The organism is Mesonia ostreae (assembly GCF_031845265.1).
Lineage (GTDB): Bacteria > Bacteroidota > Bacteroidia > Flavobacteriales > Flavobacteriaceae > Mesonia > Mesonia ostreae.
The window spans coordinates 46395-71877 of the sequence record NZ_JAVRBG010000006.1 but is presented as its reverse complement, the minus strand read 5'-3'; the positions used below and the strand labels follow the sequence as shown (position 1 = coordinate 71877).

Below are 25483 nucleotides of genomic sequence, written 5' to 3'. Positions count from 1 at the left end.
CAGTTTTTAATCCTTCTCATAATTATATCGAACTTAGGTTATTAAAATTATTTAACAAACCTTTAAGTCTTTTTAGTTCGCATAACACCGAACTGAATATACCTTTGCAAACTCAAATGATATAGTTATGCAATCTTGTTCTGAAAAAAAACAAAAACTGGTAGAGCGTATTGGGATACATTTTGAAAAAAAAATGAGTATTACCCCACTAGCAGCTCGCATTTTAGGGTTGTTGATTTTATCTCCAACAGAAGATTTAACTTTTGATGATATTACTAAAATAACCTGTGCAAGTAAAAGTTCTATCTCTACCAATATTAATCTGCTTTTACAACTTAAAAGTATTGAATATTTTACCAAACCTGGCGATAGGAAACGTTATTTTAGAGCGAGTAAGAATCACCTAGAAATTGCCCTAAATGATACCTTAGACAAGGTGAAAGCAGATCTAGAAATCATAGATTTGATCGATAAGTTTAATAAGATTTCAGAAAAAGAAAAAGAATTAGAACACAAGCATCAGGTTAGGTTACTTTATAAAGAATACTTAAACAATCAACAAAATAATTTAAAGAAGACGATTGAAAAAATTTCAGAAATACAACGTACGCAATAAATAAAATCATGAAGAAAAATAGTATTATCCTTAGCATATTAATGCTCTCTGTTATTACATTAACCTCGTGTGGTGGTGATGCCCAAGGTCAACAACAAGCCCAAGGCCCTAAGCCATTTCCGGTAACCAAAGCCGTTAAAAAAACACTTACGGGTTATGATTCTTATCCCGCAAGTATTGAGGGGGTGGTTAATAGTGAAGTAAGACCAAAAGTATCTGGTTATATTACTGAAGTACTTGTTGACGCAGGACAAAAAGTAAAGAAAGGTACCGTTTTATTTACATTAGAAACAGAAAGTTTAACTCAAGATGCTGCTGCTGCTAAAGCTAATGTGAATGCAGCTCAAGTAGAGGTTGATAAATTGAAACCTTTAGTAGAGAAAGAAATTATTAGTGCTGTTCAATTGGAAACAGCTAAAGCAAAATTAGCACAGGCAAAAGCAAGTTATAATAGTGTGACTGCTAACATAGGATATGCCACTATTAGAAGTTCTGTAGAAGGTTATGTGGGATCTATTAATTATAGAACTGGCGCATTGGTAAGCCCTACAACTGTATTAACTACCGTTTCTCAAACGGATAATGTGTATGCTTTCTTTAGCATGAATGAAAAACAATACCTCAACTTTTTAACGGAAGCTGAAGGAAAGGATATTGAAGACAAGATTAAAAACTTTCCCGAGGTAAAATTAAGATTGGCTAATAATACTATTTATGCAGAAGATGGAACTATTGAAACGGTGTCTGGTCAAATTAATAGACAAACAGGGGCGGTTAGTTTTAGAGCACAATTCCCAAACCCAAACCGATTATTAAGTGACGGAAATAGTGGAAGAGTTCTTATTCCAGAAACTTATGAAAACGCTATAGTAGTGCCAGAGTCATCTAGTTTTGAGCGTCAAGGTAGAGTTTATGTTTATGGAGTACAAGGAGACTCACTAGCGGTGAACCAACCTATTGAAGTACAAGCTAGAGTAGATAATTTTATTGTAGTTAAGTCTGGAATTAAGGAAGGAGAGCCATTTGTTGCTCAAGGCGTTGGACAATTAAGAACCAACACCCCTATTAAACCTCAACCCATGCCTTTTGATAGTGTTGCGAAACCTATTGAAACTGTATTCAAATAATAAAGAACAGAAAATATGTTAAAGAAATTTATAGAAAGACCCGTTCTTTCAACGGTGGTTTCCGTCCTTATCGTTATTCTGGGAATCTTAGGAATTGTTTCTCTTCCTGTTTCCCAATATCCTGATATTGCTCCTCCTACTGTACAGGTAACTGCGAACTTTCCTGGAGCTAACGCACAGACGGTTTTAGAGAGTGTAATTATTCCTATAGAAGAACAAATTAACGGAGTAGAAGGAATGGATTACATTACTTCTACTGCGAGTAATAGCGGTAGAGCACAAATTCAAGTTTTCTTTGAGCAAGGTTATGATGCAGATATTGCTTCGGTAAATGTTCAAAATAGGGTAGCCAGAGCAAGCTCATTATTGCCTCGTGAGGTAGTACAAGGAGGTGTAATTACTCAGAAGCAGCAAACCAGTGCTTTGATGTTCCTTGCTGTTCTTTCTAAGAATAAGGAATACGATGCTACTTATATTCAAAACTATTTAAATATTAACGTGCTTCCTGAATTAAAACGTATTGATGGTGTTGGAGATGTAAGTGTTTTTGGTAGCCGAGACTATGCGATGCGAATTTGGTTGCAACCTGAAAAGTTGGCGGCCTACAACTTAATTCCTGCTGATATAACCGCGGCTATAAATGAGCAAAGCCAAGAGGCAGCAGCAGGTAGTGTTGGACAAAATAATGCAGAAGCTTTTGAGTATGTGATTAGATATAGCGGTAGATTTAAAACCGAAGAGCAATATGAAGGTATTGTAATCAAAGCATTAGAAAATGGGCAGTATTTAACCTTGGGCGATGTGGCAGAGATAGAACTAGATGCACAAGGATATAGTGTACAGGCCACTACCAACGGACATCCTGCTGTAAATATGGCTGTTTACCAAACTCCTGGTTCTAACGCTCAAGAAATTATTGCCGAAATACACAAAAGTTTAGATGAGTTTGAGAAAGATTTTCCAGAAGGGATGGAAGTATATATCAACTTAGATTCTAACGAATTTTTAGAAGCTTCCATCAGTAAAGTAATTACTACTTTAATTGAAGCTTTTATTTTAGTATTTATCGTAGTATTTATCTTCTTACAAGATGTACGTTCTACCTTAATACCAGCGATTGCGGTACCAGTTTCTATTATTGGTACATTCTTCTTTCTTAATTTATTTGGTTACTCGATTAACCTCCTAACTTTATTTGCACTCGTACTAGCTATTGGTATTGTGGTAGATGATGCTATTGTCGTCGTTGAGGCTGTCCATGCCAAACTAGAAGAAGGCTCCAAGTCGGCTCTTACAGCTACCCGTAAAGCCATGGATGAGATTACTGGGGCTATTATCTCTATTACCTTAGTGATGGCGGCTGTATTTATTCCTGTTACCTTTATTACAGGACCTACGGGAGTATTCTATGAGCAATTTGGTATCACCCTTATTGTAGCCATTGTTATTTCTGCAGTAAACGCTTTAACCTTAAGTCCGGCTTTATGTGCTCTGTTTCTTAAAAGTCCAGATCACGATAAGAAATACAAAGATAAAAGCTGGTTACAAAAATTCTATCATAAATTTAACGTCGCTTTTGAAGCGACTACTAATCGTTATGTAAATAGCTTATCCTTTTTATTTAAATATAAATGGATCACTCCCGTTATCTTATTATTAGCGGTAGCAGGAATTTATATAGGAGTAGAAAATACACCAACAGGTTTTGTACCTAATGAAGATCGAGGCGTATTATTTGCCAATATTGAGTTGCCACCTGGTTCTTCTTTAGATAGAACGGTAGCGGTTACTAATCAATTAAAAACTAAAGCTAACCAAATTGATGGTGTTACTGGGGTAACCGTAGTAAATGGATTTAGTTTAATTAGTGGACAAGGGAGTAACTTTGCCATTGCCTTTATACGATTAGCGCCTTGGGGAGAACGAGAAACGGATGCACTTTCATCTGAGTCGATCACAGGTCAACTTTTTGGAGCAGGAGCACAGATTCCTGAAGCAGAGATGATTTTCTTTACTCCTCCCAGTATCCCTGGATTTGGAGTCTCTGCTGGTTTTGAATTTAAACTTTTGGATCGTTCAGGAGGTAGTTTTGATAACTTAGACGATCAAGCTCAACAATTATTGGGAACCTTATCACAACGTCCAGAAATTTTATATGCCCAAAGTTCTTTTAATACGAACTATCCTCAATATGAATTGGATATAGATATTGCAAAAACAAAGGATAGCGGCGTTTCTGTATCGACCATTTTTGGAACGCTTCAGGGTTATATTGGTAGTATCTTTGCAGCCGATTTCTCTAGGTATGGTAAACAATACCGAGTTTATATTCAAGGATTACCAGAAGATAGAGCAACGGTAGAAGATCTAAATTCTTTGTACGTACGTAATGACCAAGGAGAAATGTCTCCCATTACAGAATATATTAATCTAAAAAGAGTTTATGGACCTCAATCTGTAACCCGTTTTAACTTATTTAATTCGGCTAGTATTAGTGGAGCATCTGCACCAGGATTCTCTTCTGGGGACGCTATTGCGGCTTTACAAGAAGAAGCTTCAAAACTATCTAGCGATTTTAGTATTGGTTATTCTGGGTTGACTCGTGAGGAAGTAAGTGCAGGATCTCAAGCTTTTTATATTTTCTTATTAAGTATTCTTTTTGTGTACTTTATTCTGTCTGCTCAATATGAAAGCTTTTTAATTCCATTTGCGGTGTTATTCTCACTTCCAGTGGGTGTAATGGGCGCTTATTTAGTCACTTATTTTATGGGCTTACAAGCCAACATTTATTTTCAAATTGCATTGATTATGTTGGTGGGGCTGTTGGCCAAAAATGCCATTCTTATTGTGGAGTTTGCGATGCAACGTAGACGAGAAGGAATGAGCATTGTAGAAGCTGCGTTTGATGGTGCTAAAGTAAGATTAAGACCTATTTTAATGACTTCTTTAGCATTTATTGTTGGGTTAATGCCGCTTGTTTTTGCTACAGGTACTGGTGCAGAAGGGAATAGGTCTATTGGTACAGGAGCTGTTGGCGGTTTGCTAATTGGAACCATCTTAGGCGTTTTTATTATTCCTATTTTATATATCTTCTTTCAATGGTTACAAGAAAAGTTCTTTGGCAGAACTAATTTAGAGAGTGAAGAAGAATCTAATGAACTACAAGAAACAAATGCATAATGAAAAAGAATAGAATATATACCTTTTTACTTGCAGGAGCGCTACCATTTTTATTGGTATCGTGTTTTGCAGCAAAAGATTATGAACAACCAGAGATCATAAAAGACGAGAACTTTAGAACAGATTCACTTCCACAAGATAGCATCACTATGGCTGATGTTTCTTGGAAAGATTTGTTTACAGATGCTGTTTTGCAACAGCATATAGATGAAGGTTTACAAAATAATATTGATATTAGGGTAGCCCTGCAGCAAATTATAGCTGCAGAGGCTTACTTAAAGCAAGGTAAAGCAGGTTATTTGCCCAGCATTGGTGCAAATGCTAGTGTAACGCATCAAGAAGTTTCTTCTAACAGTCAGTTTGGAGGACTTAATTCTTCTTTAGATCAATATGAGCTTAGTGCCAACCTTTCTTGGGAAGCTGATATTTGGGGAAAAATAAGAAGTAATAAAAGAGCTTATGAAGCAGGCTACCTACAAAGTGTAGCGGCTCATCAAGCGGTTAAAACGGCATTGGTTTCTAATATCGCTTCTACGTATTATCAATTACTTTCTTTAGATGAAAAGAAAAAAGTAACGGAAATTACTATTGAAAATCGTGAAAAAAGCTTAGAAACCAATAAAGCTTTAAAAGACGCAGGGAACATTACCGAAGTTGGCGTAAAGCAAACCGAAGCTCAACTGTACACTGCAAAAGCCATTTTAATAGATATCAATAATCAAATTAGGCTATTGGAAAATACCATGTCTATTTTATTAGGAAAAGAAGCTACCGCTATTGCAAGAACAGATTTAGAAAACCAAGAAATTGAAACCGAGTTAAAAACGGGAGTTCCTGCCCAATTGTTAAAAAACAGACCCGATTTAATGGCTGCAGAATACAGTTTAAGAAACGCTTTTGAGCTAACCAATGTAGCCCGTGCTAATTTTTATCCATCGCTTACGTTGAATGCAACAGGAGGTTTACAAGCTTTAAGTTTTGATAGTCTTTTTGATACCAATTCTTTATTTGCTAATATTATAGGAGGTCTTACGCAACCTATTTTTAATAAAAGGCAAATTAGAACGCAATACGAAGTTGCTCAATCACAGCAAGAACAAGCTCGTCTACAATTTAGACAAGCCTTTTTAATTGCTAGTAAAGAAGTTTCAGACGCATTATATAATTATGAATCATCTACAGATAAGATAGAGGTGAAGCAAAAAGAATTTGAAGCTTATGATTTAGCTACTCAATATTCTGAAGAATTATTAAATAATGGTTTAGCCAATTACTTAGAGGTGTTAACCGCTAGAGAAAATGCTCTAAATTCTCGTTTAGACCTAATTAGTGCTAAATATAGCCAGTTAAATTCTATGGTGAATTTATATGAAGCTTTAGGTGGAGGCTGGCAATAAAATAAATGCTTAACTCCTTATTCTTATCCGTTTCGTGCAAATTATGGTACGAAACGGTTTTTATTTACTTTCAATCCATTTCATGAATAAAATAACTCTAATCCTGTCTCTTATTACGGGAATGCTTCTTGGTAAAAGAATAAATGCACAAACTACAACCACAGGTTTAACAGATTTATATACCTCCCATAACAAAGGTAAAATCTTTGTAAATTGGGGTTGGAACCGAGGCTATTTTACCAAATCTGATATTCATTTTACAGGAAGTGATTATGACTTTACCATTAAAAATGCTAAAGCGCACGATAAACCTAAACCAATCACGTTTCGGGATTATCTTCAACCAGATCGCGTAACCATTCCGCAGAACAATTATAGAATTGGATATTTTATTTCTGACCATTACAATATCTCTGTAGGAGTAGATCATATGAAGTACGTGATGTCCAACCAAATTGCAAACGTGAGCGGCTATATTAATGTATCTTCTCCCGTTGGCGATACCTATAATGGAGAATATAACAACGCTCCAACTAAAATCGACGATGATTTTTTACACCTAGAACACACCGACGGACTTAATTACGCTAGCTTTGAATTTTCTCGTTACGATGATCTTGGAAAGCTACTAGGCTTTGAGTGGAATACAGATATTTTTCAAATTAACATTACTGAAGGAGTTGGAGTTGGAGCAATAGTACCAAAAACGAATGCTACTATTTTAGACCGTGAGCGCTACGATCAATTTCATTTGGCAGGTTTTGGCCTTTCACTAAAACAAGGTATTAACTTTACCTTTTTTAAGCACTTTTTTATTCAAGCGGAAGCTAAAGAGGGATACATCAATATGCCAGATATTAGAACCACCCAATCTAAATCTGACAAAGCCTCACAAGATTTTTTCTATTTTCAACCTACCGTAATGTTTGGTGGTATTTTTAGATTATAACTGAATACTAGTTCTATTTGCTGAAACCCTAAAATTAAAATTCGAGGGAATTGGAAGTTACAATTTCCCTCGCATTTTAGTTTCATTCAATCTAGAAAGAGTAAGGATCTCTTATAGAATCTAATGTAATCAAATAATAATTCCGATGTCACTTTGAGCGAAGTCGAGACGTCATGGTTTAACCTTTCGACTGCTCAAGCTTACAATACTTATTTTTCAAAAGAAAGCTGATATTTAGCTATTTTTTCCAATTTTTATAAGGATTCTGAATTAAATAAGAGTTGTAGTATTTTTTATCTCCAGTTACTTCTTCTGCAATCCAATTAGGTAATTTCACTTTTTCATTTTCTGAAGATAACTCTACTTCAGCAATTATTAATCCTTCATTTTCCTTATAAAATTCGTCTACTTCAAAGATGTGATGATCTACTTTTACCAAGAAACGTGTTTTTTCAATTCTTCCCGGTTCGCAAAGTTGCAGCAATTCTTCCGCTTCAGCGATAGAGATATTTTTCTCCCACTCAAACCTAGATAAGCCACTTTTAGAAGACTTTCCTTTTACTGTAATAAATGCTTCCTCTCCCCTAATGCGAATACGCGTAGTTCTTTCTTTATGAGAGTTAAGATAAGCCTGCTTAATGCTATAAGAATTATAAGCCTCTTTTTTAAAGGAATCATTTTTTAGTAAAAATTTTCGTTCTATTTCTTGCATTATTTTTTATCGTTTTTGGGCGTGATTAAAGGAATAAGACCGCGGTAATGATCGTAACGCAAAAATATTTCTTTAACATATAAAAATGGTTCTCTCCCACGAACAAAACCGTATTTAACTTCTGGTTTGCTATAAAATTCTCGAGAACTTAATTTTAGCATAAAATCTTCTACGTGGTCGTCCCAAACCAAATGATTTTCTCCTGCTGCTTTGGTAAGTCGTTGTGCATCACGAACGTGGCCTAAACCTGCATTATACGCCGCCATTGTAAATTTTATTTTCTGAACACTGTCCGTAACCTTACTAAACTTCTCACGCATTTGCTCTAAGTAAAGCACTCCAGCTTTTAAATTTTCTTTGGGGTTGTGTATATCATCAATGCCCAATTCTTTGGCAGTAGCTGGCATAATTTGCATTAAACCGCCTGCGCCAGCCCAAGATTTTTCTGTAGGTTTAAAACGAGATTCTTGATATACCAAAGAACTAAGCAAACGCCAATCCCATCCTATTCTTTTTGCATTGGTCTTTATCATAGGATCATATTCACTTATCTTACCTTCGTTTTTACTGTAGAATTCACTCTTAATCCTGCGACTATATGATTTTTTATTTTTGAAGTATTTGCTGTAAACGACATAGTAAAAATCTTTTTTCTTGCCCTTCTCTATCCAATCATTTACTTCTGCTAAAAACGCTGGAGAGTTTTTACGAACCGCCCAACCTATGCGTTGGGAAAAACTCACATCGGTTTCTATATCTAAAATAGGATAATACGTCTGATTAATGGAAGCCACATTATCGTCAGAAATCGTGAAGTCTATACTGTCATCAACAACCATTTTTATTATTTCATCGGTCGTTTTATCTCCTGGTAAGGTTACGATATCAATATCTCCCCCAATCTCTTCTTCTAAATTATGAAGCCGTTCATAATAAGAGGAATTTTTTCTTACGTGTACCGTTTTTCCTATTAAATCTACTGGATCTTCAATAAGTTGTCTTTTTACTTTATATCCTGGTAACTTTCTCCAATTGCTTGGCTTTCGCTGTACTAAAACCTGATGCGTAAGGTAAAGCGGATTGGTAAATTCTATGATTTTTTTTCGAGCCTCTGTAATGGATAAGCCGTACGCAATGAGATCTCCATCCCCGCGATTAAGCATAGTAAAGAGTTGATCTATATCTTTGGCGACTTTTATCTCCAATTCTAAATTCAACTTTTTGGCTAATCGTTCTACCAATTCATATTCAAAACCCATAGGTTTTCCGCGATAAATAAAGTAGCCAGTAGAATTATAAATGGTGATGACGGTAAGTTTTCCATCTGCTTTTATTTCTTCTAAATCACGTTGTATTTTTGGTTCACTTGGTACATTTTCATCCAAGAATTTTTTACCACTGGTCTCTGTCTTACAGCCCCCCAATAGTAAAAATAATAGCAAGATACCAAGATGTACATAAATTTTTGAAAGGTAGTTATAGACCATAAAGCAGCGTAAGAGTGAAAACTTAAGTTACAAAAAAATTAACAAATCTCTTTTCTAAAACGTAAATCAAACATCTTTAACTAGTTATAATTAAGTTTTGCTTCCTATCTTATTTATCTCGTGAGACTCTATAATTCTTTCATCTTGTGGTGCATTCGCTAAAACAATCATAGCTTTTGCAATATTTTCCGCAGAAATAGATCTAAACTTTTTTAAAGATCCCATCATAAAGAGGTTTGCAACTTTCTTGATTTGTTTCCAAAGAAATTCAAACGTTCTTTTTTCTTTCCGTTTACCGGAAATTAAAGAAGGACGTAAGATATACGTATGCTTTATTTTCTGTTGAAGCACTTGATTTTCCATTTTACCTTTCATCTGGTTGTAGAAAAACCGACTATTTCTATCTGCTCCAAGGGCCGATATAACTATAAAAGTAGCTATACCATTTTCTTTAGATAGCTTTGCTGCTGCGGAAGGAATCCCAACATCTACTTTTTCATACAACTCCTCATTGGGCGTTTTCTTTTTTGTGCTTCCTATGCAGCAAAAGACCTCATCTGCCGTAAAGTTTTCTTTTTCTTCGGTTAACCGAAATAAATCTACTTGACATTCCTCCAATTTAGAATGTGTAATATAAAGGCTTCTTCTGGTAAATACCTTAATTTTTTCATAGCGATCATCTTTTAAAAGTTCTTGGAGTAAGTGACTTCCCGTTAAACCCGATGCGCCAAGAATAATGGCTGTTTTTTTCTTTTGCATGGCATAAAGATAAAGAAAAGGGAATGCTTTGGAATACCTACAAATCTTAAAACATGTTTTAACTTTGCAAAAGATGAAACTCCGCAAAATTATTCACGTAGATATGGATGCATTTTATGCTTCTGTAGAGCAATTGGACGATCCCGAATTACGCGGAAAAGCAATTGCTGTTGGCGGAGGTTCTAAACGTGGCGTGGTAGCTGCCGCCAGCTACGAAGCACGAAAATTTGGCGTAAGAAGTGCTATGAGCGGCGCTTTAGCCCATAAACTTTGTCCGCAGCTAATTTTTGTAAAAACTAATTTTGATAGGTACCGAGAAATCTCTCAGCGCATTCGGAAGATATTTTTTGAATATACAGATTTAGTAGAACCCTTATCATTAGATGAAGCTTATCTTGATGTCACAGAGAATAAAAAAGGAAATCCCAGCGCAACGCTCATCGCCAAAGAAATACGGGAAAAGATTAAAGAAAAAACGGGTTTAAATGCTTCTGCAGGAATATCTATCAATAAATTTGTGGCGAAAATTGCCAGTGATTACAATAAACCTAACGGACAAAAAACGGTGCACCCCGAAGAGGTAGAAGCGTTTATGCAAAGCTTAGAAATTAGAAAATTTCACGGCGTGGGAAAGGTAACCGCCGAAAAAATGTACAGCTTAGGTATTTTTACTGGAGAGGATTTAAAAAGCAAGTCTTTGGAGTTTCTACAAGAAAACTTCGGGAAAAGCGGACCGTATTATTACCAAACCGTTCGCGGAATTCACCTGAGCGAAGTCAAACCCAACCGAATTCGGAAATCGTTGGGCGCTGAACGTACGTTTTCAGAAAATATTTCTTCTGAAATTTTTATGCTAGAGCGTTTAGAACATATTGCTGAAGAAATAGAACGACGTTTAAAAAAAAGTGATGTAGCCGGAAAAACTATTACTCTGAAGATAAAATATAGCGATTTTACCTTGCAAACTCGAAGTAAAACGCTGAGCTATTATATCGCTTCCAAGGAACTTATTCTAGAAACTGCTAAAGAATTACTATATCAAGAAAAGATGAAAAACTCGGTGAGATTGCTCGGTATTTCTTTATCTAACCTCAACACAGAAGACACGAAAAAACAAGAAAATCCTGAAGAAGTCTACGTGCAAATGAAATTTGATTTTTAAATTTTTATAACTTTTCTCTATGGAAGATTTTATGCCTTTATCTACTTCTAGACTCCAACTCAGGTCGCTCCAAACCCATGACTGGGAAGAGATTTCGTATTTACGCAGCGACAGACAGATGAACCAATATGTTTCTAGGTCTTCTGCGAAAAATAAAAAAGAAGCCTTGAATTTTATCTATAAGATTCAAAAAGGAATACAGAATAAAGAGATCTTGTATTGGAGTATTTGTCTTAAAGACGAGTCTAAGATGATAGGTAGTATTTGCTTATGGAATTTTTCTGAGGATAGATTAACTGCAGAAGTTGGTTATGATTTGGCTATGAACTCTCAAGGAAAAGGAATTATGGATGAGGCGCTCAATAAGCTTATCCATTATGCTTTTAGTGAACTTGATTTACAAAAAATAAAGGCTTTTACGCATAAAGATAATGCTAAATCTTTGGCACTTTTAGAACGCAATCACTTTCAAATTAATACGCAAGAAAAAGATGAAGGTAACGTATATAATGTAGTCTTAGAGTTACTAAAAAGCATCTGCGTTAGCGATTGAACGGTTTGTTTGAACTCTTTTTGTTTTTTTACAAAAAAGTGAGTAGTGAAAGCGCGGCGGGTTTTTTAACCCGCAACGCCCAAAACCATATACTAATCTATTTCTGAAACTCGTAAGGTATTCACCATTCCTTTATCATTAATTGGCATAGCGGCAAGATTGATGACAAAATCGTGTTTTTTTACAAATTTTTTGTCTTTCGCAATTTTGTTAACGTCTTCTACCGTATCATCTGTACTTACAAATTTATCGTAATAAAACGCTTTCACGCCCCAGAGCAAACTCAATTGCGTTAGAATTCTTTTGTTCGAGGTAAATGCTAAAATATTGGCTGTAGGTCGCCACGCCGAAATTTGGAAAGCAGTATACCCACTATTGGTAAGCGTACATATCACTTTGGCATCTATCTCATTCGCCATCGTCGCCGCATGATAACAAACCGATTTGGTGATGTAACGTTTGGTACGAATATGTGGTGGTTGGTGAGGTACTTGGATAAGATCTGAATTTTCTACACTTCCAATGATCTGAGCCATTTTTTCAATCACTTGTACGGGATATTTTCCAACCGAAGTTTCTCCACTCAACATCACAGCATCGGCGCCATCCATTACAGAGTTGGCGACATCATTTACCTCTGCACGTGTTGGGGTAAGGCTGGTGATCATCGTTTCCATCATTTGCGTCGCAATAATTACCGGAATTCTTGCTTGTTTGGCTTTCAAGACCAATTCTTTTTGAATTAAGGGTACTTCGTGCGCAGGAACTTCTACTCCTAAATCTCCTCGTGCTACCATTAAACCGTCACAATGAGCGACAATTTTATCTATATTTTTGACACCTTCTGGTTTTTCAATCTTAGCAACAATAGGAATTTTATGATCACTGTGCTTGTCAATAATTTTTTGAAGCACTTGTAAATCTTCTGCATTTCTCACAAAAGATAAAGCCATCCAATCTACTTGTTGCTCGATGGCAAATTTGGCATCTTTCACATCTTTTTCGGTCAAAGCCGGAAGTGAAATATCTGTATTTGGTAAGTTTACTCCTTTTCGTGAACGTAGAGGTCCGCCTTGAATTACCTTAGCTTCTACTTCATCTTTTTGATTGGTGCTTACTACTTCAAAAATTAATTTTCCATCATCCAAAAGAATCCTTTCTTTAGGTTTCACATCTTGCGGGAAGCTGTCGTAGTTCATATAAACACGCTCCTTGGTTCCTTTAAATTCTTCTCCTGTCGCAAAAACAATTATATCTCCTTTTTGCACCACTACTTCTTCTTTCATGATACCCACGCGAAGTTTTGGACCTTGCAAATCGCCTAAAATTCCTGCATTAAAACCGTACTTTTCATTCAATTCTCGAATGGTTTTAATACGTTCTTTTACGTCGTCATAATTGGCATGTGAGAAGTTGATTCTAAAAATATTTACACCTTTTTCGAGCATAGATTTGAGAATCGCTCTAGAACCTGTTGCTGGCCCTAAAGTGGCTACTATTTTTGTTTTTTTTATTCTTTTCATCAATTGAAGGTTAAATTTTCTACAGATTTTAAGGTATCAAAATCTACTTTATAAGCTGTAATGATTGAAGTGATTTTTTGTAATTCAGCAATTAATTCTTTGGTGTTGGTCGCTAATCCTTCGTTTTCTATTTTTAAAAAATAATCTACCTTTTTATATTCGGGAATCAATTGTGTTGAGTAGGTTTCGTCTGATTTAAACAAAGAGCCTTCACTATATAAGTTAGAAGCTTTGATGGTATGTTTATTCTCTATCAAATAATACGTACATTGCTGATGATCATCGCAATAACTAAATAATTGATAATATGCGGTTCCCTTTTGATAGGCAAAATCTACGTCTAGTAATTCCCGCTGCAGTCTAAACTTTAGATTTTTATTCAGTAAAAAAGCTAAATGATAAGCTTCTAAGGAACAATGAATGGCAATAAGATCAAAATCTTCTTCTATAGAAGTATGGAGCATTAATTTATTGGCCATAATTAACTTATCTTAAACACAAAGATAAAGATAAGATTTACCTCCAACAATTTATGTGAATACAAGTTAAGAAATCATCAAAACTATAAATTATTCTCGAGTGTCTATTTTATCTTGATTTGCAAAGTAAGCGCGTTTAGAGGCTTTTTCTTCGGCTTTTTTCTTGGAGGTAGCTCTAGCTTTGGCAATCACTTTGCCGTTTAAATGAAGTTTTACCGCAAAATGCCGTTGCTCATCCTTTCCAGTGTCTTCATAAATTTCATAATGAAATTTTTTCTTGTTTTTTTGACACCATTCTATCAGCAAGCTTTTATAACTAATGACTCTTCCTTCTAAAAGATCAATATTTACATAAGGATGAATCACTTTTTTATAGATAAATTTTTCACAAGTAGTATAACCCTTATCTAAATAAATAGCACCTATGATAGCTTCAAAAAGATTGCCGTGAATATTAGCTCCAAATTGGGGGGTCGCAATAGTGGTTTTTACAAACTGAACAAGATTAAGATCTTCTCCCAATTGATTTAAATGTTTTCTACTAACAATCTTAGCCCTCATTTTTGTTAGATAACCTTCATCCCCGTGCGGAACTTCTTTAAATAGATGCGCGGCAATAACCGCACTTAACATGGCGTCCCCTAAAAATTCTAGTCGTTCATAGCTCACAGTATGTCCTTCCTTATCTTTCTTATGAAGAGATTTATGGGTAAAGGCTCTCTGATAAATTTCAATAGATTTAGGCTTAAAGCCGATGATTTTTTGAATTTCAGAAAAAAAATTCCCGTTCTTTTTAGAACGGGAATTCCATATATTTCGAATAACGCTCATAAAATGAAATTATTCGCTAATTTTTTTAAATAGTACGCAAGCATTGTGTCCTCCAAAACCAAAGGTATTACTCATAGCGACATTCACTTCTCTCTTTTGCGCCTTGTTTAGCGTAAGATTAAGAGAAGGGTCAATATTTTCATCTGCCGTTTCATGGTTTATTGTTGGTGGCACTAAACTGTGCTTCATAGCCAAAATAGAAGCAATTGCTTCTACGGCACCAGCAGCTCCTAGCAAATGACCCGTCATGGATTTGGTAGAGTTGATATTGATGTTTTTAGCGTGTTCTCCAAAAACTTTGGTGATCGCTTTTAACTCTGCTACATCTCCCAATGGTGTTGAAGTACCGTGTGTATTAATCGCGTCTACATCTTCAGGATTTAAACCTGCATTTTGCAAACAATTTTCCATCACGGCTACAACTCCTGTTCCTTCTGGGTGCGGAGCAGTCATATGGTAAGCATCAGAAGACATTCCTCCTCCTATTACTTCCGCATAAATTTTAGCTCCTCTTGCTTTTGCGTGCTCGTACTCTTCTAAAACTAAAGCTCCCGCTCCTTCTCCTAAGACAAAACCATCCCTATTAGCGTCAAATGGTCTTGATGCTGTTTGTGGATTTTCATTGTTAGTAGAAAGCGCATGCATGGCATTAAAACCACCCATTCCCGCTTGTGTTACCGCTGCCTCACTACCACCAGTTACAATGACGTCACTATACCCTAAACGCAGATAAGTTAAAGCATCTATCATCGCATTTGCGGAAGATGCACACGCAGAAACCGTTGTATAGTTTGGCCCCATAAACCCGTGTTTGATAGAAATATTACCAGGAGCAATATCGGCTATCATCTTCGGAATAAAAAATGGGTTAAAACGCGGAGTACCATCGCCATTAGCGAAATTTTTCACCTCTTCTTGAAAGGTTTCCAATCCACCAATTCCAGCTCCCCAAATAACACCAACACGGTGTTTATTAACGGTATCTAAATCGATAGAGGAATCTTTAATAGCCTCGTCTGATGCTACCATAGCATATTGAGCAAACCTATCTAATCTTCTTTTCTCTTTACGATCAAAATACGCATCAAAGTCGAAGTTTTTTATTTCACAAGCGAACTTAGTTTTAAATTTTTCAGTATCAAAATAGGTAATTGGGGCTCCCCCGCTTTTACCATGAACCAATCCATCCCAATATTCTTCAATATTGTTACCAATTGGGGTTAATGCACCTAAACCCGTAACTACTACTCGCTTCAACTCCATACTATTGGCTTCTTATTTTTTTGCTTCCTCGATGTAAGAAACAGCTTGACCAACAGTAGCGATATTTTCTGCTTGATCGTCTGGAATTTGAATATCAAATTCTTTTTCGAATTCCATAATTAATTCTACGGTATCTAATGAATCCGCACCTAAATCGTTAGTAAAGCTAGCTTCGTTTACTACTTCGTTCTCGTCAACGCCTAATTTATCAACGATAATTGCTTTTACTCTTGATGCAATGTCTGACATAATCTTATGTTTTTAAATTTAATTAAGTGGCAAAAATAAAAAACTTTATATGAAAACAAGTTTTAATGCCAAAAATGTGGTGTCAATTTACGTATTTTTACGCTAATAGCTATTTTTACCTTTTAATATTTTGTGAAAATTATGGTTTTAGAATCAAATAACAACCCGCATATCAAGAAAATAGTCATTTTTGCTTCTGGACAAGGCTCTAATGCTAAGCGAATTATCGAATATTTCTCTAATTCTCAGCAAGTGAAAGTAACGCACGTTTTTTCTAACAACATAAAAGCACCCGTTTTAAAAACGGCACACGAATTAGAAGTAAATGCCTTACATTTTGATAGAGATGCGTTTTATGAAACCAATGAAGTCCTCAATTTATTAAAAGATATAGATCCAGACCTTATTGTTTTGGCCGGATTTTTATGGATGATGCCTTCTAACATCATCGAAAAGTTCCCCGATAAAATTATTAACCTACATCCTGCCCTTTTACCTAAATACGGCGGAAAAGGAATGTACGGAGCCAAAGTGCATCAAGCGGTTTTAGATAATAAGGAAGAAGAAACGGGCATCAGCTTTCATTATGTGAATGAAAAATATGACGAAGGTAAACTCATAACCCAAGAAAAAATTAAGGTAAACGATGGAGAAACTGTAGGTTCCTTGCAAGAGAGAATACATACATTAGAACACGAGCATTTTGTAAAAGTAATTGAAGGACTTCTTATCCATGAGTAAAAAGAAGAAAAAATTTTATGTGGTTTGGGAAGGTCACAAAACTGGAATCTTCAAAACTTGGGCTGAATGTAAGGTAGCCATACAAGGCTATACTGGCGCAAAATTCAAATCTTTTCTCACCTTGGCAGAAGCAAAAAAAGCTTTTGATGGCGCTTACGCAGATTTTATCACACCCAAAAAAGATAAAAACAAAACCTCTGCGCAACAGCAGCAAAAAATAACCGAAGAAGTTAATTTTTACTCCATTGCGGTGGACGCTGCTTCTAGTGGAAATCCAGGGAAAGTAGAATACCGCGGCGTAGATACCCAAACTAAAAAGCAACTTTTTCATCAAGGACCTTTTGCTCAAGGCACCAATAATATAGGAGAGTTTTTAGCTTTGGTTCACGGCTTAGCTTTACTGAAAAACAAGAACAGCGATAGAGTCATTTACTCCGATTCTAAAATTGCGATGAGTTGGGTGCGCAAAAAAAACTGCAATACCAAACTCCCCCGAAGTAAGAAAAATGCCGATATTTTTGAATTGGTAGATCGCGCCGAGAAATGGCTAAACACCAACCGCGTCGCTACCAAAATCCTTAAATGGAATACCAAAGAATGGGGAGAAATTCCAGCCGATTTTGGCAGAAAGTAATTTTAAATCAATTCGTGTAGCACTTTTAAAATCGCCCCACTCGAGATTCCTGCCAAGTCTTTTAATTCTTCGGTGGTGCCGTGATGCATAAATTGATCTGGAATACCTAAAGGAATCACTTTTCCTTTAAACTTTTCTTGCAATGCCAATTGAGCTATTTCTTCGCCTATACCTCCTTTTTTGCTTCCGTCTTCTACGATTATAATATGTTGATGCGTTTGCAAGACTTCTATTAGCAAATCAAGATCTAGCGGTTTTATAAAAAGTAAATCGATTAAAGAATATTTAGACGAATCATTGGTGGCTGCGATGGCTTTTTTTGCATCAGTCACACAAGAACCTAAGGCAAGCACTGCAACTTCACTTCCGTTAAGGAGGGTTTTAGATTTTCCTAATTCAATTTTTGCAAATTCTTTTTGCCACTCTTTATCTTCACTTCTACCTCTTGGATAGCGAATCGCAATGGGGTTTTTGATTCCTAAAGAAGCGGTGTACAGTAAATTTCGTAAATCAGTTGCATTCGACGGACTCGCAATTACAAGGTTAGGAATACAACGCAGGTAAGCGATATCAAAAACGCCGTGATGCGTAGCTCCGTCTTCGCCTACCAGTCCGGCTCTGTCTATACAAAAAATAACAGGCAGGTTTTGTAATGCCACATCGTGAATCACTTGGTCGTACGCCCGTTGTAAAAAAGTAGAATAAATAGCGCAAAATACAGTCATTCCTTGCGTGGCCATTCCCGCCGAAAGCGTCACCGCATGCTGCTCGGCAATCCCAACATCCAGAGCTCTTTCGGGGAACTTCTGCATCATATACTTTAAGGAACTTCCCGTAGGCATAGCAGGCGTAATTCCAATAATCTTTTTATTCTTTTCAGCGAGTTCCAATAAGGTGAGTCCGAAGACATCTTGGTATTTTGGAGGCAAATCAGCATCACTAGTCTTAAAAATTTCTCCTGTACTTTTATCAAACTTTCCAGGCGCATGGTATTTTACCTGATCTTCTTCCGCTTTTTGCAGGCCTTTCCCTTTTTTGGTGATTACGTGTAAGAATTTAGGTCCCTCTATCTGCTCCAATTCCGCGAAAGCGTGAAGCAATGCCTCAAAATTATGTCCATCTACGGGACCCGAATAATGAAAATTAAGCGCCTCAATCACATTATCTTGTTTAGGCCGTTTCCCTACTTTTGCTTTTAGCAAATATTCTTTCAGCGCGCCCACGCTAGGATCTATTCCCATAGCGTTATCATTTAAAATCACCCACAGATTTGCCTTGGTAACCCCAGCGTGATTTAGGCCTTCAAAAGCCATTCCGCTGGCGATAGAAGCATCGCCAATCACCGCGATATGTCGTTTTCTAGTTTCGCCTTTTAGTTGCGACGCCAAGGCCATTCCCAATGCCGCCGAGATGGACGTAGAGCTGTGACCAACGCCAAAGGTATCATATTCACTTTCTGTGCGTTTGGGGAATCCGCTAAGGCCATTTAGCTTTCTATTGGTTTCAAAAACGTCTCTTCTTCCAGTAAGAATTTTATGTCCGTATGCTTGGTGACCCACATCCCAAATGAGTTGATCGTAAGGTGTGTTAAAGTAATAATGTAGCGCGATGCTTAATTCGGTAACGCCCAAACTGGCACCAAGATGTCCTTCTTTAGTAGAAACAACATCAATAATAAATTCGCGCAATTGTGCTGCCAAAGTAGTTAATTGGGCTTTAGACAGCTTTCTTAAATCTTTGGGAGAATTGATCTGTTTTAAAAGGGCACTTTCCATATCTTGCAAAGGTAAAACTTGTAGTGAAATAATTGCTTATGCTTACTCCTTTTGATGATACCTATTTTATGAAGAAGGCTTTAGAAGAAGCCGAAACTGCTTATGAACGCGGAGAAATCCCCGTGGGATGCCTTGTGATAAGTAAAAATACGATAATTGCTAAAGGACACAATCTTACCGAAATGCTACAAGATGTCACCGCCCACGCAGAAATGCAAACCATTACCGCAGCAGCCAATTACCTTGGTGGCAAATACCTCAAAGATTGTACCATGTATGTTACTTTGGAACCTTGCCAAATGTGTGCTGGGGCTTTGTATTGGAGTCAGATTGATAATATTGTCGTAGCCGCAGAAGACCCCGAACGTGGTTATCGCGCTCAAGGCGGAAAAATACATCCCAAAACCAACATTAGCTTTGGTTTACTGGCTGAAGAATCCTCACAGTTATTGAAACGTTTTTTTAAAGAGAAACGTGGGAGATTTTAGATTGGAGATTTGCAGTAGAACCCTTCCGAAATTGCTTTGCAATGCCACCTTCCCTTTAAATAAAGGAAGGAGCTTTTGTTTGATAGATATGAATAATTGTTTTCCACTCTAATAAAGTAGCTTGCCGCCTAAATGGATTGATTCGGGCAAGGGGCGTGTTTTTTTCGTTTTCAGCTTCAGCTTCAACTTCATTTTCAATTCCCTATCTTTGAAAAAAATAAATACGTGACTTTCTATACCGCCACTTATACCGATTTGTACCAGCTGAGTATGGCGCAAGTCTATTTTAAAGAAAACAGACACTCCCAGCAAGCTGTATTTGACTATTACTTCAGAAAAAATCCGTTTAACGGCGGCTATACAATTTTTGCTGGCCTAGAAAATGTGCTAGATACTTTAAAAGAATTTTCCTTTACCGAAGAGGATTTGGACTATTTGAAAACGCAGAATTTTGATGCAGAATTTTTAAAATATCTAAAGGATTTTCGCTTCCGCGGAAGTATTTACTCGGTTTTGGAAGGGGATGTAGTATTTCCTAATCAGCCTATTCTTAGAGTGGAAGCTTCTTTAATTGAAGCACAACTCATAGAAACCTTTCTACTGAATATGCTCAACTTTCAAAGCTTAATTGCCACCAAAGCTTGCCGAATGCGTTACATTGCTAAAGAACGCACGCTGCTGGATTTCGGACTTAGGCGTGCGCACGGTCCTGGTGGATATTATGCATCTAGAGCTGCTTTTATTGGGGGTTTTAATGGTACCAGTAATGTATTGGCAGGGAAAAATTTTGGATTGCCTATTTCTGGAACGATGGCACATTCTTTTATTCAGAGTTATGGAGATGAATTGCAAGCGTTTCGGGATTTTGCCCAGCATAGGCCTAAAAATTGTGTGCTGCTAGTAGACACGTACAATACGTTAAAAAGCGGCGTTCCTAACGCCATTACTGTAGCCAAAGAAATGGAAGCCGTTGGAGAGCGATTATTGGCGATTCGTTTAGATAGTGGAGATTTGGCGTATTTTGCCAAGCAGAGTAGAAAATTATTAGATGAGGCAGGTTTGAATTATGTGCAGATTGCAGCTTCTAATCAGTTGGATGAATATGTAATTAAAAGTTTGCAAGAGCAACAAGCTCCCATTGATATTTATGGCGTAGGAACCAATTTGGTGATAGGAAAACCAGATGCCGCTTTAGGAGGCGTATATAAACTCGCTTTTTATGACGGTGAACCTCGTATAAAAATTTCAGAAAATATTGCCAAAATAACCATGCCACATGCAAAACAGGTGTACCGTTTAAAAAATGATAAATTTGAATGGGTAGGCTCTGATGCGATTGGCTTAACTACAGAAGGTTCTTTTGATGTGATGGAGCACCCCTTTGAATCCTATAAAAGTATGCAGATTAAAAGCTTAAAGAAAGAAGCCTTGTTGCAACCAGTCATGCAAAAAGGAAAACGTAGTTTTGCAACCAAAACCTTACAAGAAATTGCCGATTACCGCGAAAAGCGTTTTGCGCAATTGCCTACAGAATATAAACGTTTTAATAATCCGCATCATTACAAAGTGGGAATTAGCGAACAGTTGAAAGAAGAGCGCAACCGACTTATAGAATTGCATAAATCTTTATAGTATTTACGTATGAAAGCTTTATTACTCATAGATATTCAGAACGACTTTATGCCTAGCGGGTCTTTAGCCGTTCCCAAAGGAGACAAAATTGTAGCAGCAGCCAATGCGGTACAACCTCATTTTGATTTAGTAATTGCAAGTCAAGATTGGCATCCTCCCAGTCACGTGAGCTTTGCAAAAAATCATTTGGGAAAGAAAGAGTTTGAAATCATTCAGCTAGAAGGTATCGAGCAAACCTTGTGGCCCGCGCATTGCGCGCAAAATACAACAGGAGCCGAGTTTCATCCTGATTTGCACACGCAAAAGGTGGAAACAATTTTTAGAAAAGGAACTAATCCTGCTTTAGATAGTTATTCAGCTTTTTATGATAATGCGCATCAAAAAAGTACAGGCTTGGCAGGTTACCTGAAAGAAAAAGGAATTACTAAGCTTTTCTTCACTGGTCTCGCCGCCGATATTTGTGTGTATTTCTCAATAAAAGATGCCTTAGCGGAAGGATTTGAATGCGTCGTATTTGAAGATGCGGTACGTGCATTAGATGAAGAAACCTACCAAAAACAACGCAAAGAATTAAAAGAACAAGGAGTGAACTATTGCACTACTGCAGATTTTTTAAAGTAGTGCAAACTACATTAACCAGACATTTCGATACACTTGCTCCGCAAGCACTCAATGACCTATAATTCTGGTAATCGAAATCGGTGGCTGAGTGATTTTCGAGAGAAAATTGTATCGAAGCCTATATAAAAAGAAGCAAAATATAATCAAGGGATATACTTACATACTACTTTGCGCGGATGGTTCTTATTATACAGGAAGCACAAAAAACATGGAGAGAAGGTTAAGTGAGCATAAATCAGGAGTAGGAGCAAAATATACAGAAAAACGCCTACCCGTTGAATTACTCTATGAAGAATATACCAGAATTGATGATGCCTTTTATAGAGAAAAACAACTACAAGGCTGGAGCAGAAAAAAGAAAGAGGCTTTAATGAATGGAGCCTCAAATTTACTTCTCATTCTAGCTAAAAAAGTATTTATACGTCACCAAAAATCGGATAATTGATTACCGAGCATTTCGATACACTTGCTCCGCAAGCACTCAATGACCTATAATTATCGTAATCGAGATCCGTGGCTGAGTGATTTTCGAAGCCCCGAAGCTTCGGGGGTATCGAAGCCACTTTACCGGACATTTCAATACACTCGTAAAAAACGAGCACCCAATGACCTATGATATGGTAATTGAAGGCTTCTTCCGCAAAGACTTCAAATTTTAACACATTTATGATTATACCCCATAGCATGTAAAAAACAAATCAAAATCTGAATTTTTCAAAGCATAAAATACACTTTCCGCAAACAAATCATCAGAAGCTATAGTTTTAACTATTCTCTCTAATTCAATCATCTAAATAATTCTTAAGCTTATCTAAATTAATTCTACATAAAGTTTATATATTTGCATTTATTTAGACTCAATACAAATAGCTGTCTTAATGAAGCGACTTTTTTTCTTATTATTTTTAGTGAGTGCTGGGGCACAAGAAGCATTAGCTCAAGATGAGTCTGCACCATTAAAGCAGCTTTCTGGAGAGGTTGCATTTAAAGACGGGAATCCTGTGGTTTCTGCTTTAATCTATATTAAAGAAAACGGAAAATCTGCTTATACTGGCGAAAAGGGAGAATTTATCTTAGAAAATTTAAAGCCCGCTATTTATAATGTTATAATTCAGCCTTTCGGAAAAGATGAGATTAAAATAACTTCAGACTTGCGCTATTCTTCGGATGTTTTACAAATTCAGCTGCAAGAAGAGGAAGATTTTGCCTTGGAAGATGTGATTATAAAAAGCAAATCTAAAGGCAGACTCACCAAAGAGAAAGGATATAGTGTTGAGGTAGTTTCCACGAAAGAATTAGCCATACAAAGTTTGGGTGCTACCGAGATTTTAGACCGATCGGCTGGAGTCAAAATAAGACAATCGGCCGGTCTTGGGTCAGATATCAACTTTAACCTCAACGGTTTATCGGGAAATTCGGTTCGCGTTTTTATAGATGGTATTCCCATTCGCAATTACGGTAAAGCTTTTTCCTTAAGTAGCATTCCGCCGTCTATGATAGAGCGTATTGAAGTTTACAAAGGGGTTTTACCTGGTGATTTGACCGAGGACGCTTTAGGAGGAGGAATTAATGTAATTCTTAAAAAAGAAAATAAAAATAGCCTCACCGCAGCCTACACCTTTGGTTCTTTTAATACCCATCAAGCGGATGTTCAAGGGAATTATTACCACGAAAAAACTGGAATTAACACACAGCTTTCCGCTTTTTACACCTATACAGATAATAACTATGACGTATCTGGTGATAATGTGTACGTTGTAAATCCGCAGACAGGAAAAGTAAAATACGTAACTGCAGAGCGGTTTCACGATAGCTTTGAGTCTAAAGGCATTAAAGCAGATATTGGCGTGCGTGATAAATCTTGGGCAGATGAGTTGACGCTAGGCTTATTGTATTCTGATATAAAAAACGATATTCAAACTGGAGCCACGATGGATGTGGTATATGGGAACCGACGTAGCGAACGCGACACTAGAATGATTAACCTGCGCTACAGCAAAGAAGATTTATTTACAAAAGGTTTAACTGCAAATACCTTTACTTCCTATTCCCAAACCAATAGGAAGGTGATAGATACGGTTCCCGTGATGTATAATTGGTACGGAGAAATTATACGCGATCAAAATGGTAATCCTGTTAATTGGAACAATTCTGGTGGAGAAGCAGGACGTTCAACTTTAGCCAATAACAACGAAAAAAACTTAGCCAATAGAACTGGTCTATCGTATGAATTTGTAGAAAACCACTATTTAAAAACGAATTTCTTTTACAATCAATTTACCCGAGATGTTGATGATCCCGAATTACCCAAAGCAGAAAATGAATTGTTAGATACTCGCTTTCTAAGCAAAAGCATTTGGAGTTTCACGTATGAAGCTGCCTTCTTTGATGAAAAGTTAACTACGACTGCTTTCTTCAAAAATTACCAACAAAAAGTGGAGCTCACAGACCTGAAGAAAAATAACAACAATATTATTACTGAAATTAACTACGACAAGTCTATTAACAATAACGGTTATGGACTGGCATTATCATACGAAATCACTCCAAAAATATTATTGATGAGCTCTGCCGAAAAAGCCATCAGAATGCCTGGAACATTTGAATTGCTAGGAAACACGAGCGAAAATGTATTACCTACTTATGACTTAAAACCAGAAAAAAGCAACAACGTAAATTTAGGAGCTTCTTTTGGTCCATTCGTTTATAAAAAACACCGACTTAAAGCCGACGTCAATTTCTTTTTAAGGGACATCAGCGATATGATTGTTCGCGGAATTAGTAGCAATATCACCGATAAATATGGTTTTGAAAACTTGGGAAAAGTGAGAAGTACCGGCGTAGATGTGGAATTAAACTACAATTACAACAAACGTTTTAACTTGACTGCCAACTTTTCGAATTTTAACGCTCGTTATAACCTTCAATATGATGATTATATCTCTGAATACGTTTATTATAAAGACCGTCTGCGAAACGCGCCTTACTTGACGCTAAATACTTATGCGGAGTATAAATTCCCCAATGTATTGAAAGAGGGAAACGACCTTAATTTAAATTATAATTTTGGGTATACGCACGAGTTTTTTAGAAACTGGGAAAGTCTTGCCAGTAAAGGGAAAGCTTATATCCCAACACAAGCTATTCATAGTATTGGCCTGAATTACAGTATGATGAATCAAAAACTGACGATTGGAGTCAACGCTAAAAACATTACAGATCAACAGGTATTTGACAACTGGGCTTTGCAAAAACCCGGACGCGCATTTTACCTGAAACTAACCTATAAAGCAATCTAATTTTTA

The 25483-nt window shown here is 36.6% G+C and carries 23 protein-coding genes; 14 read left to right on the top strand and 9 right to left on the bottom strand.

Going from position 1 to position 25483, the window contains the following annotated elements:
• The first annotated feature begins 127 nt into the window (after positions 1-127).
• From RLT85_RS07485 to RLT85_RS07465, 5 genes are all read left to right on the top strand, one after another.
• Complete coding sequence (locus RLT85_RS07485; protein WP_311401407.1) at positions 128-616, top strand: GbsR/MarR family transcriptional regulator; 489 nt, start codon at positions 128-130, stop codon at positions 614-616.
• 8 nt (positions 617-624) lie between these two features.
• Entirely contained in the window at positions 625-1743 is a 1119-nt protein-coding gene (locus tag RLT85_RS07480) for an efflux RND transporter periplasmic adaptor subunit (RefSeq protein ID WP_311401406.1), read from the top strand.
• Between the two features lie 15 nt (positions 1744-1758).
• On the top strand, positions 1759-4923 hold the full coding sequence (locus RLT85_RS07475) for an efflux RND transporter permease subunit (protein ID WP_311401405.1): 3165 nt from the start codon (positions 1759-1761) through the stop codon (positions 4921-4923).
• Positions 4923-6320 (top strand): efflux transporter outer membrane subunit, encoded by a 1398-nt coding sequence (locus RLT85_RS07470; protein WP_311401404.1) that lies wholly within the window; start codon positions 4923-4925, stop codon positions 6318-6320. The genes RLT85_RS07475 and RLT85_RS07470 overlap by 1 nt, the downstream gene beginning before the upstream one ends.
• A gap of 82 nt (positions 6321-6402) precedes the next feature.
• Positions 6403-7269 carry a hypothetical protein gene (locus tag RLT85_RS07465; protein ID WP_311401403.1) on the top strand — a complete coding sequence of 289 codons (867 nt, stop codon included), beginning with the start codon at positions 6403-6405 and terminating at the stop codon, positions 7267-7269.
• A 238-nt stretch (positions 7270-7507) separates the two neighbouring features.
• Here RLT85_RS07465 and RLT85_RS07460 read toward each other — a convergent pair whose 3' ends face one another.
• The 3 genes from RLT85_RS07460 to RLT85_RS07450 form a co-directional block, all read right to left on the bottom strand.
• A complete protein-coding gene (locus RLT85_RS07460; RefSeq protein ID WP_311401402.1) occupies positions 7508-7981 on the bottom strand; it encodes a CYTH domain-containing protein in 474 nt (157 codons plus the stop codon).
• Positions 7981-9366: an MltF family protein gene (locus tag RLT85_RS07455; protein ID WP_311401401.1), complete on the bottom strand. Its 1386-nt coding sequence runs from the start codon at positions 9364-9366 to the stop codon at positions 7981-7983. Before RLT85_RS07455 ends, RLT85_RS07460 begins: the two co-directional genes overlap by 1 nt.
• A gap of 192 nt (positions 9367-9558) precedes the next feature.
• A complete protein-coding gene (locus RLT85_RS07450; protein WP_311401400.1) occupies positions 9559-10227 on the bottom strand; it encodes an NAD(P)H-binding protein in 669 nt (222 codons plus the stop codon).
• A gap of 73 nt (positions 10228-10300) precedes the next feature.
• On the opposite strand from RLT85_RS07450, the gene dinB reads away from it, so the two are divergent.
• Both dinB and RLT85_RS07440 read left to right on the top strand, forming a co-directional pair.
• Positions 10301-11389: a DNA polymerase IV gene (gene dinB / locus RLT85_RS07445; protein WP_311401399.1), complete on the top strand. Its 1089-nt coding sequence runs from the start codon at positions 10301-10303 to the stop codon at positions 11387-11389.
• Positions 11390-11408: 19 nt separating this feature from the next.
• A complete protein-coding gene (locus RLT85_RS07440; protein ID WP_311401398.1) occupies positions 11409-11942 on the top strand; it encodes a GNAT family N-acetyltransferase in 534 nt (177 codons plus the stop codon).
• Positions 11943-12034: 92 nt separating this feature from the next.
• Here RLT85_RS07440 and pyk read toward each other — a convergent pair whose 3' ends face one another.
• The 5 genes from pyk to RLT85_RS07415 form a co-directional block, all read right to left on the bottom strand.
• Positions 12035-13465: a pyruvate kinase gene (pyk, locus tag RLT85_RS07435; RefSeq protein ID WP_311401397.1), complete on the bottom strand. Its 1431-nt coding sequence runs from the start codon at positions 13463-13465 to the stop codon at positions 12035-12037.
• Entirely contained in the window at positions 13465-13944 is a 480-nt protein-coding gene (locus RLT85_RS07430; RefSeq protein ID WP_311401396.1) for an IPExxxVDY family protein, read from the bottom strand. Before RLT85_RS07430 ends, pyk begins: the two co-directional genes overlap by 1 nt.
• A 90-nt stretch (positions 13945-14034) precedes the next feature.
• Positions 14035-14775: a ribonuclease III gene (rnc, locus tag RLT85_RS07425; RefSeq protein ID WP_311401395.1), complete on the bottom strand. Its 741-nt coding sequence runs from the start codon at positions 14773-14775 to the stop codon at positions 14035-14037.
• A 9-nt stretch (positions 14776-14784) separates the two neighbouring features.
• Positions 14785-16038 (bottom strand): beta-ketoacyl-ACP synthase II, encoded by a 1254-nt coding sequence (gene fabF / locus RLT85_RS07420; protein ID WP_311401394.1) that lies wholly within the window; start codon positions 16036-16038, stop codon positions 14785-14787.
• A 12-nt stretch (positions 16039-16050) separates the two neighbouring features.
• Positions 16051-16287, bottom strand: a complete 237-nt coding sequence (locus RLT85_RS07415; RefSeq protein WP_121906110.1) for an acyl carrier protein — start codon at positions 16285-16287, stop codon at positions 16051-16053.
• A 141-nt stretch (positions 16288-16428) separates the two neighbouring features.
• Between RLT85_RS07415 and purN the strand changes: the two genes are divergently transcribed.
• Both purN and RLT85_RS07405 read left to right on the top strand, forming a co-directional pair.
• Complete coding sequence (gene purN / locus RLT85_RS07410; protein WP_311401393.1) at positions 16429-17028, top strand: phosphoribosylglycinamide formyltransferase; 600 nt, start codon at positions 16429-16431, stop codon at positions 17026-17028.
• Entirely contained in the window at positions 17021-17662 is a 642-nt protein-coding gene (locus RLT85_RS07405; RefSeq protein ID WP_311401392.1) for a ribonuclease H1 domain-containing protein, read from the top strand. Before purN ends, RLT85_RS07405 begins: the two co-directional genes overlap by 8 nt.
• A gap of 2 nt (positions 17663-17664) precedes the next feature.
• On the opposite strand, the gene RLT85_RS07400 is transcribed toward RLT85_RS07405, so the two are convergent.
• Entirely contained in the window at positions 17665-19437 is a 1773-nt protein-coding gene (locus RLT85_RS07400; protein WP_311401391.1) for a 1-deoxy-D-xylulose-5-phosphate synthase, read from the bottom strand.
• Between the two features lie 38 nt (positions 19438-19475).
• Between RLT85_RS07400 and RLT85_RS07395 the strand changes: the two genes are divergently transcribed.
• The 5 genes from RLT85_RS07395 to RLT85_RS07375 all read left to right on the top strand — a co-directional run bounded on the left by RLT85_RS07395 (position 19476) and on the right by RLT85_RS07375 (position 25477).
• Positions 19476-19925 carry a nucleoside deaminase gene (locus tag RLT85_RS07395; protein WP_311401390.1) on the top strand — a complete coding sequence of 150 codons (450 nt, stop codon included), beginning with the start codon at positions 19476-19478 and terminating at the stop codon, positions 19923-19925.
• Positions 19926-20150: 225 nt separating this feature from the next.
• Positions 20151-21557: a nicotinate phosphoribosyltransferase gene (locus RLT85_RS07390; protein WP_311401389.1), complete on the top strand. Its 1407-nt coding sequence runs from the start codon at positions 20151-20153 to the stop codon at positions 21555-21557.
• Positions 21558-21566: 9 nt separating this feature from the next.
• A complete protein-coding gene (pncA, locus tag RLT85_RS07385; protein WP_311401388.1) occupies positions 21567-22178 on the top strand; it encodes a bifunctional nicotinamidase/pyrazinamidase in 612 nt (203 codons plus the stop codon).
• 88 nt (positions 22179-22266) lie between these two features.
• A complete protein-coding gene (locus tag RLT85_RS07380) occupies positions 22267-22623 on the top strand; it encodes a GIY-YIG nuclease family protein (protein ID WP_375712340.1) in 357 nt (118 codons plus the stop codon).
• A gap of 433 nt (positions 22624-23056) precedes the next feature.
• Positions 23057-25477: a TonB-dependent receptor gene (locus RLT85_RS07375; protein ID WP_311401387.1), complete on the top strand. Its 2421-nt coding sequence runs from the start codon at positions 23057-23059 to the stop codon at positions 25475-25477.
• The last annotated feature ends 6 nt before the right edge of the window (positions 25478-25483 follow it).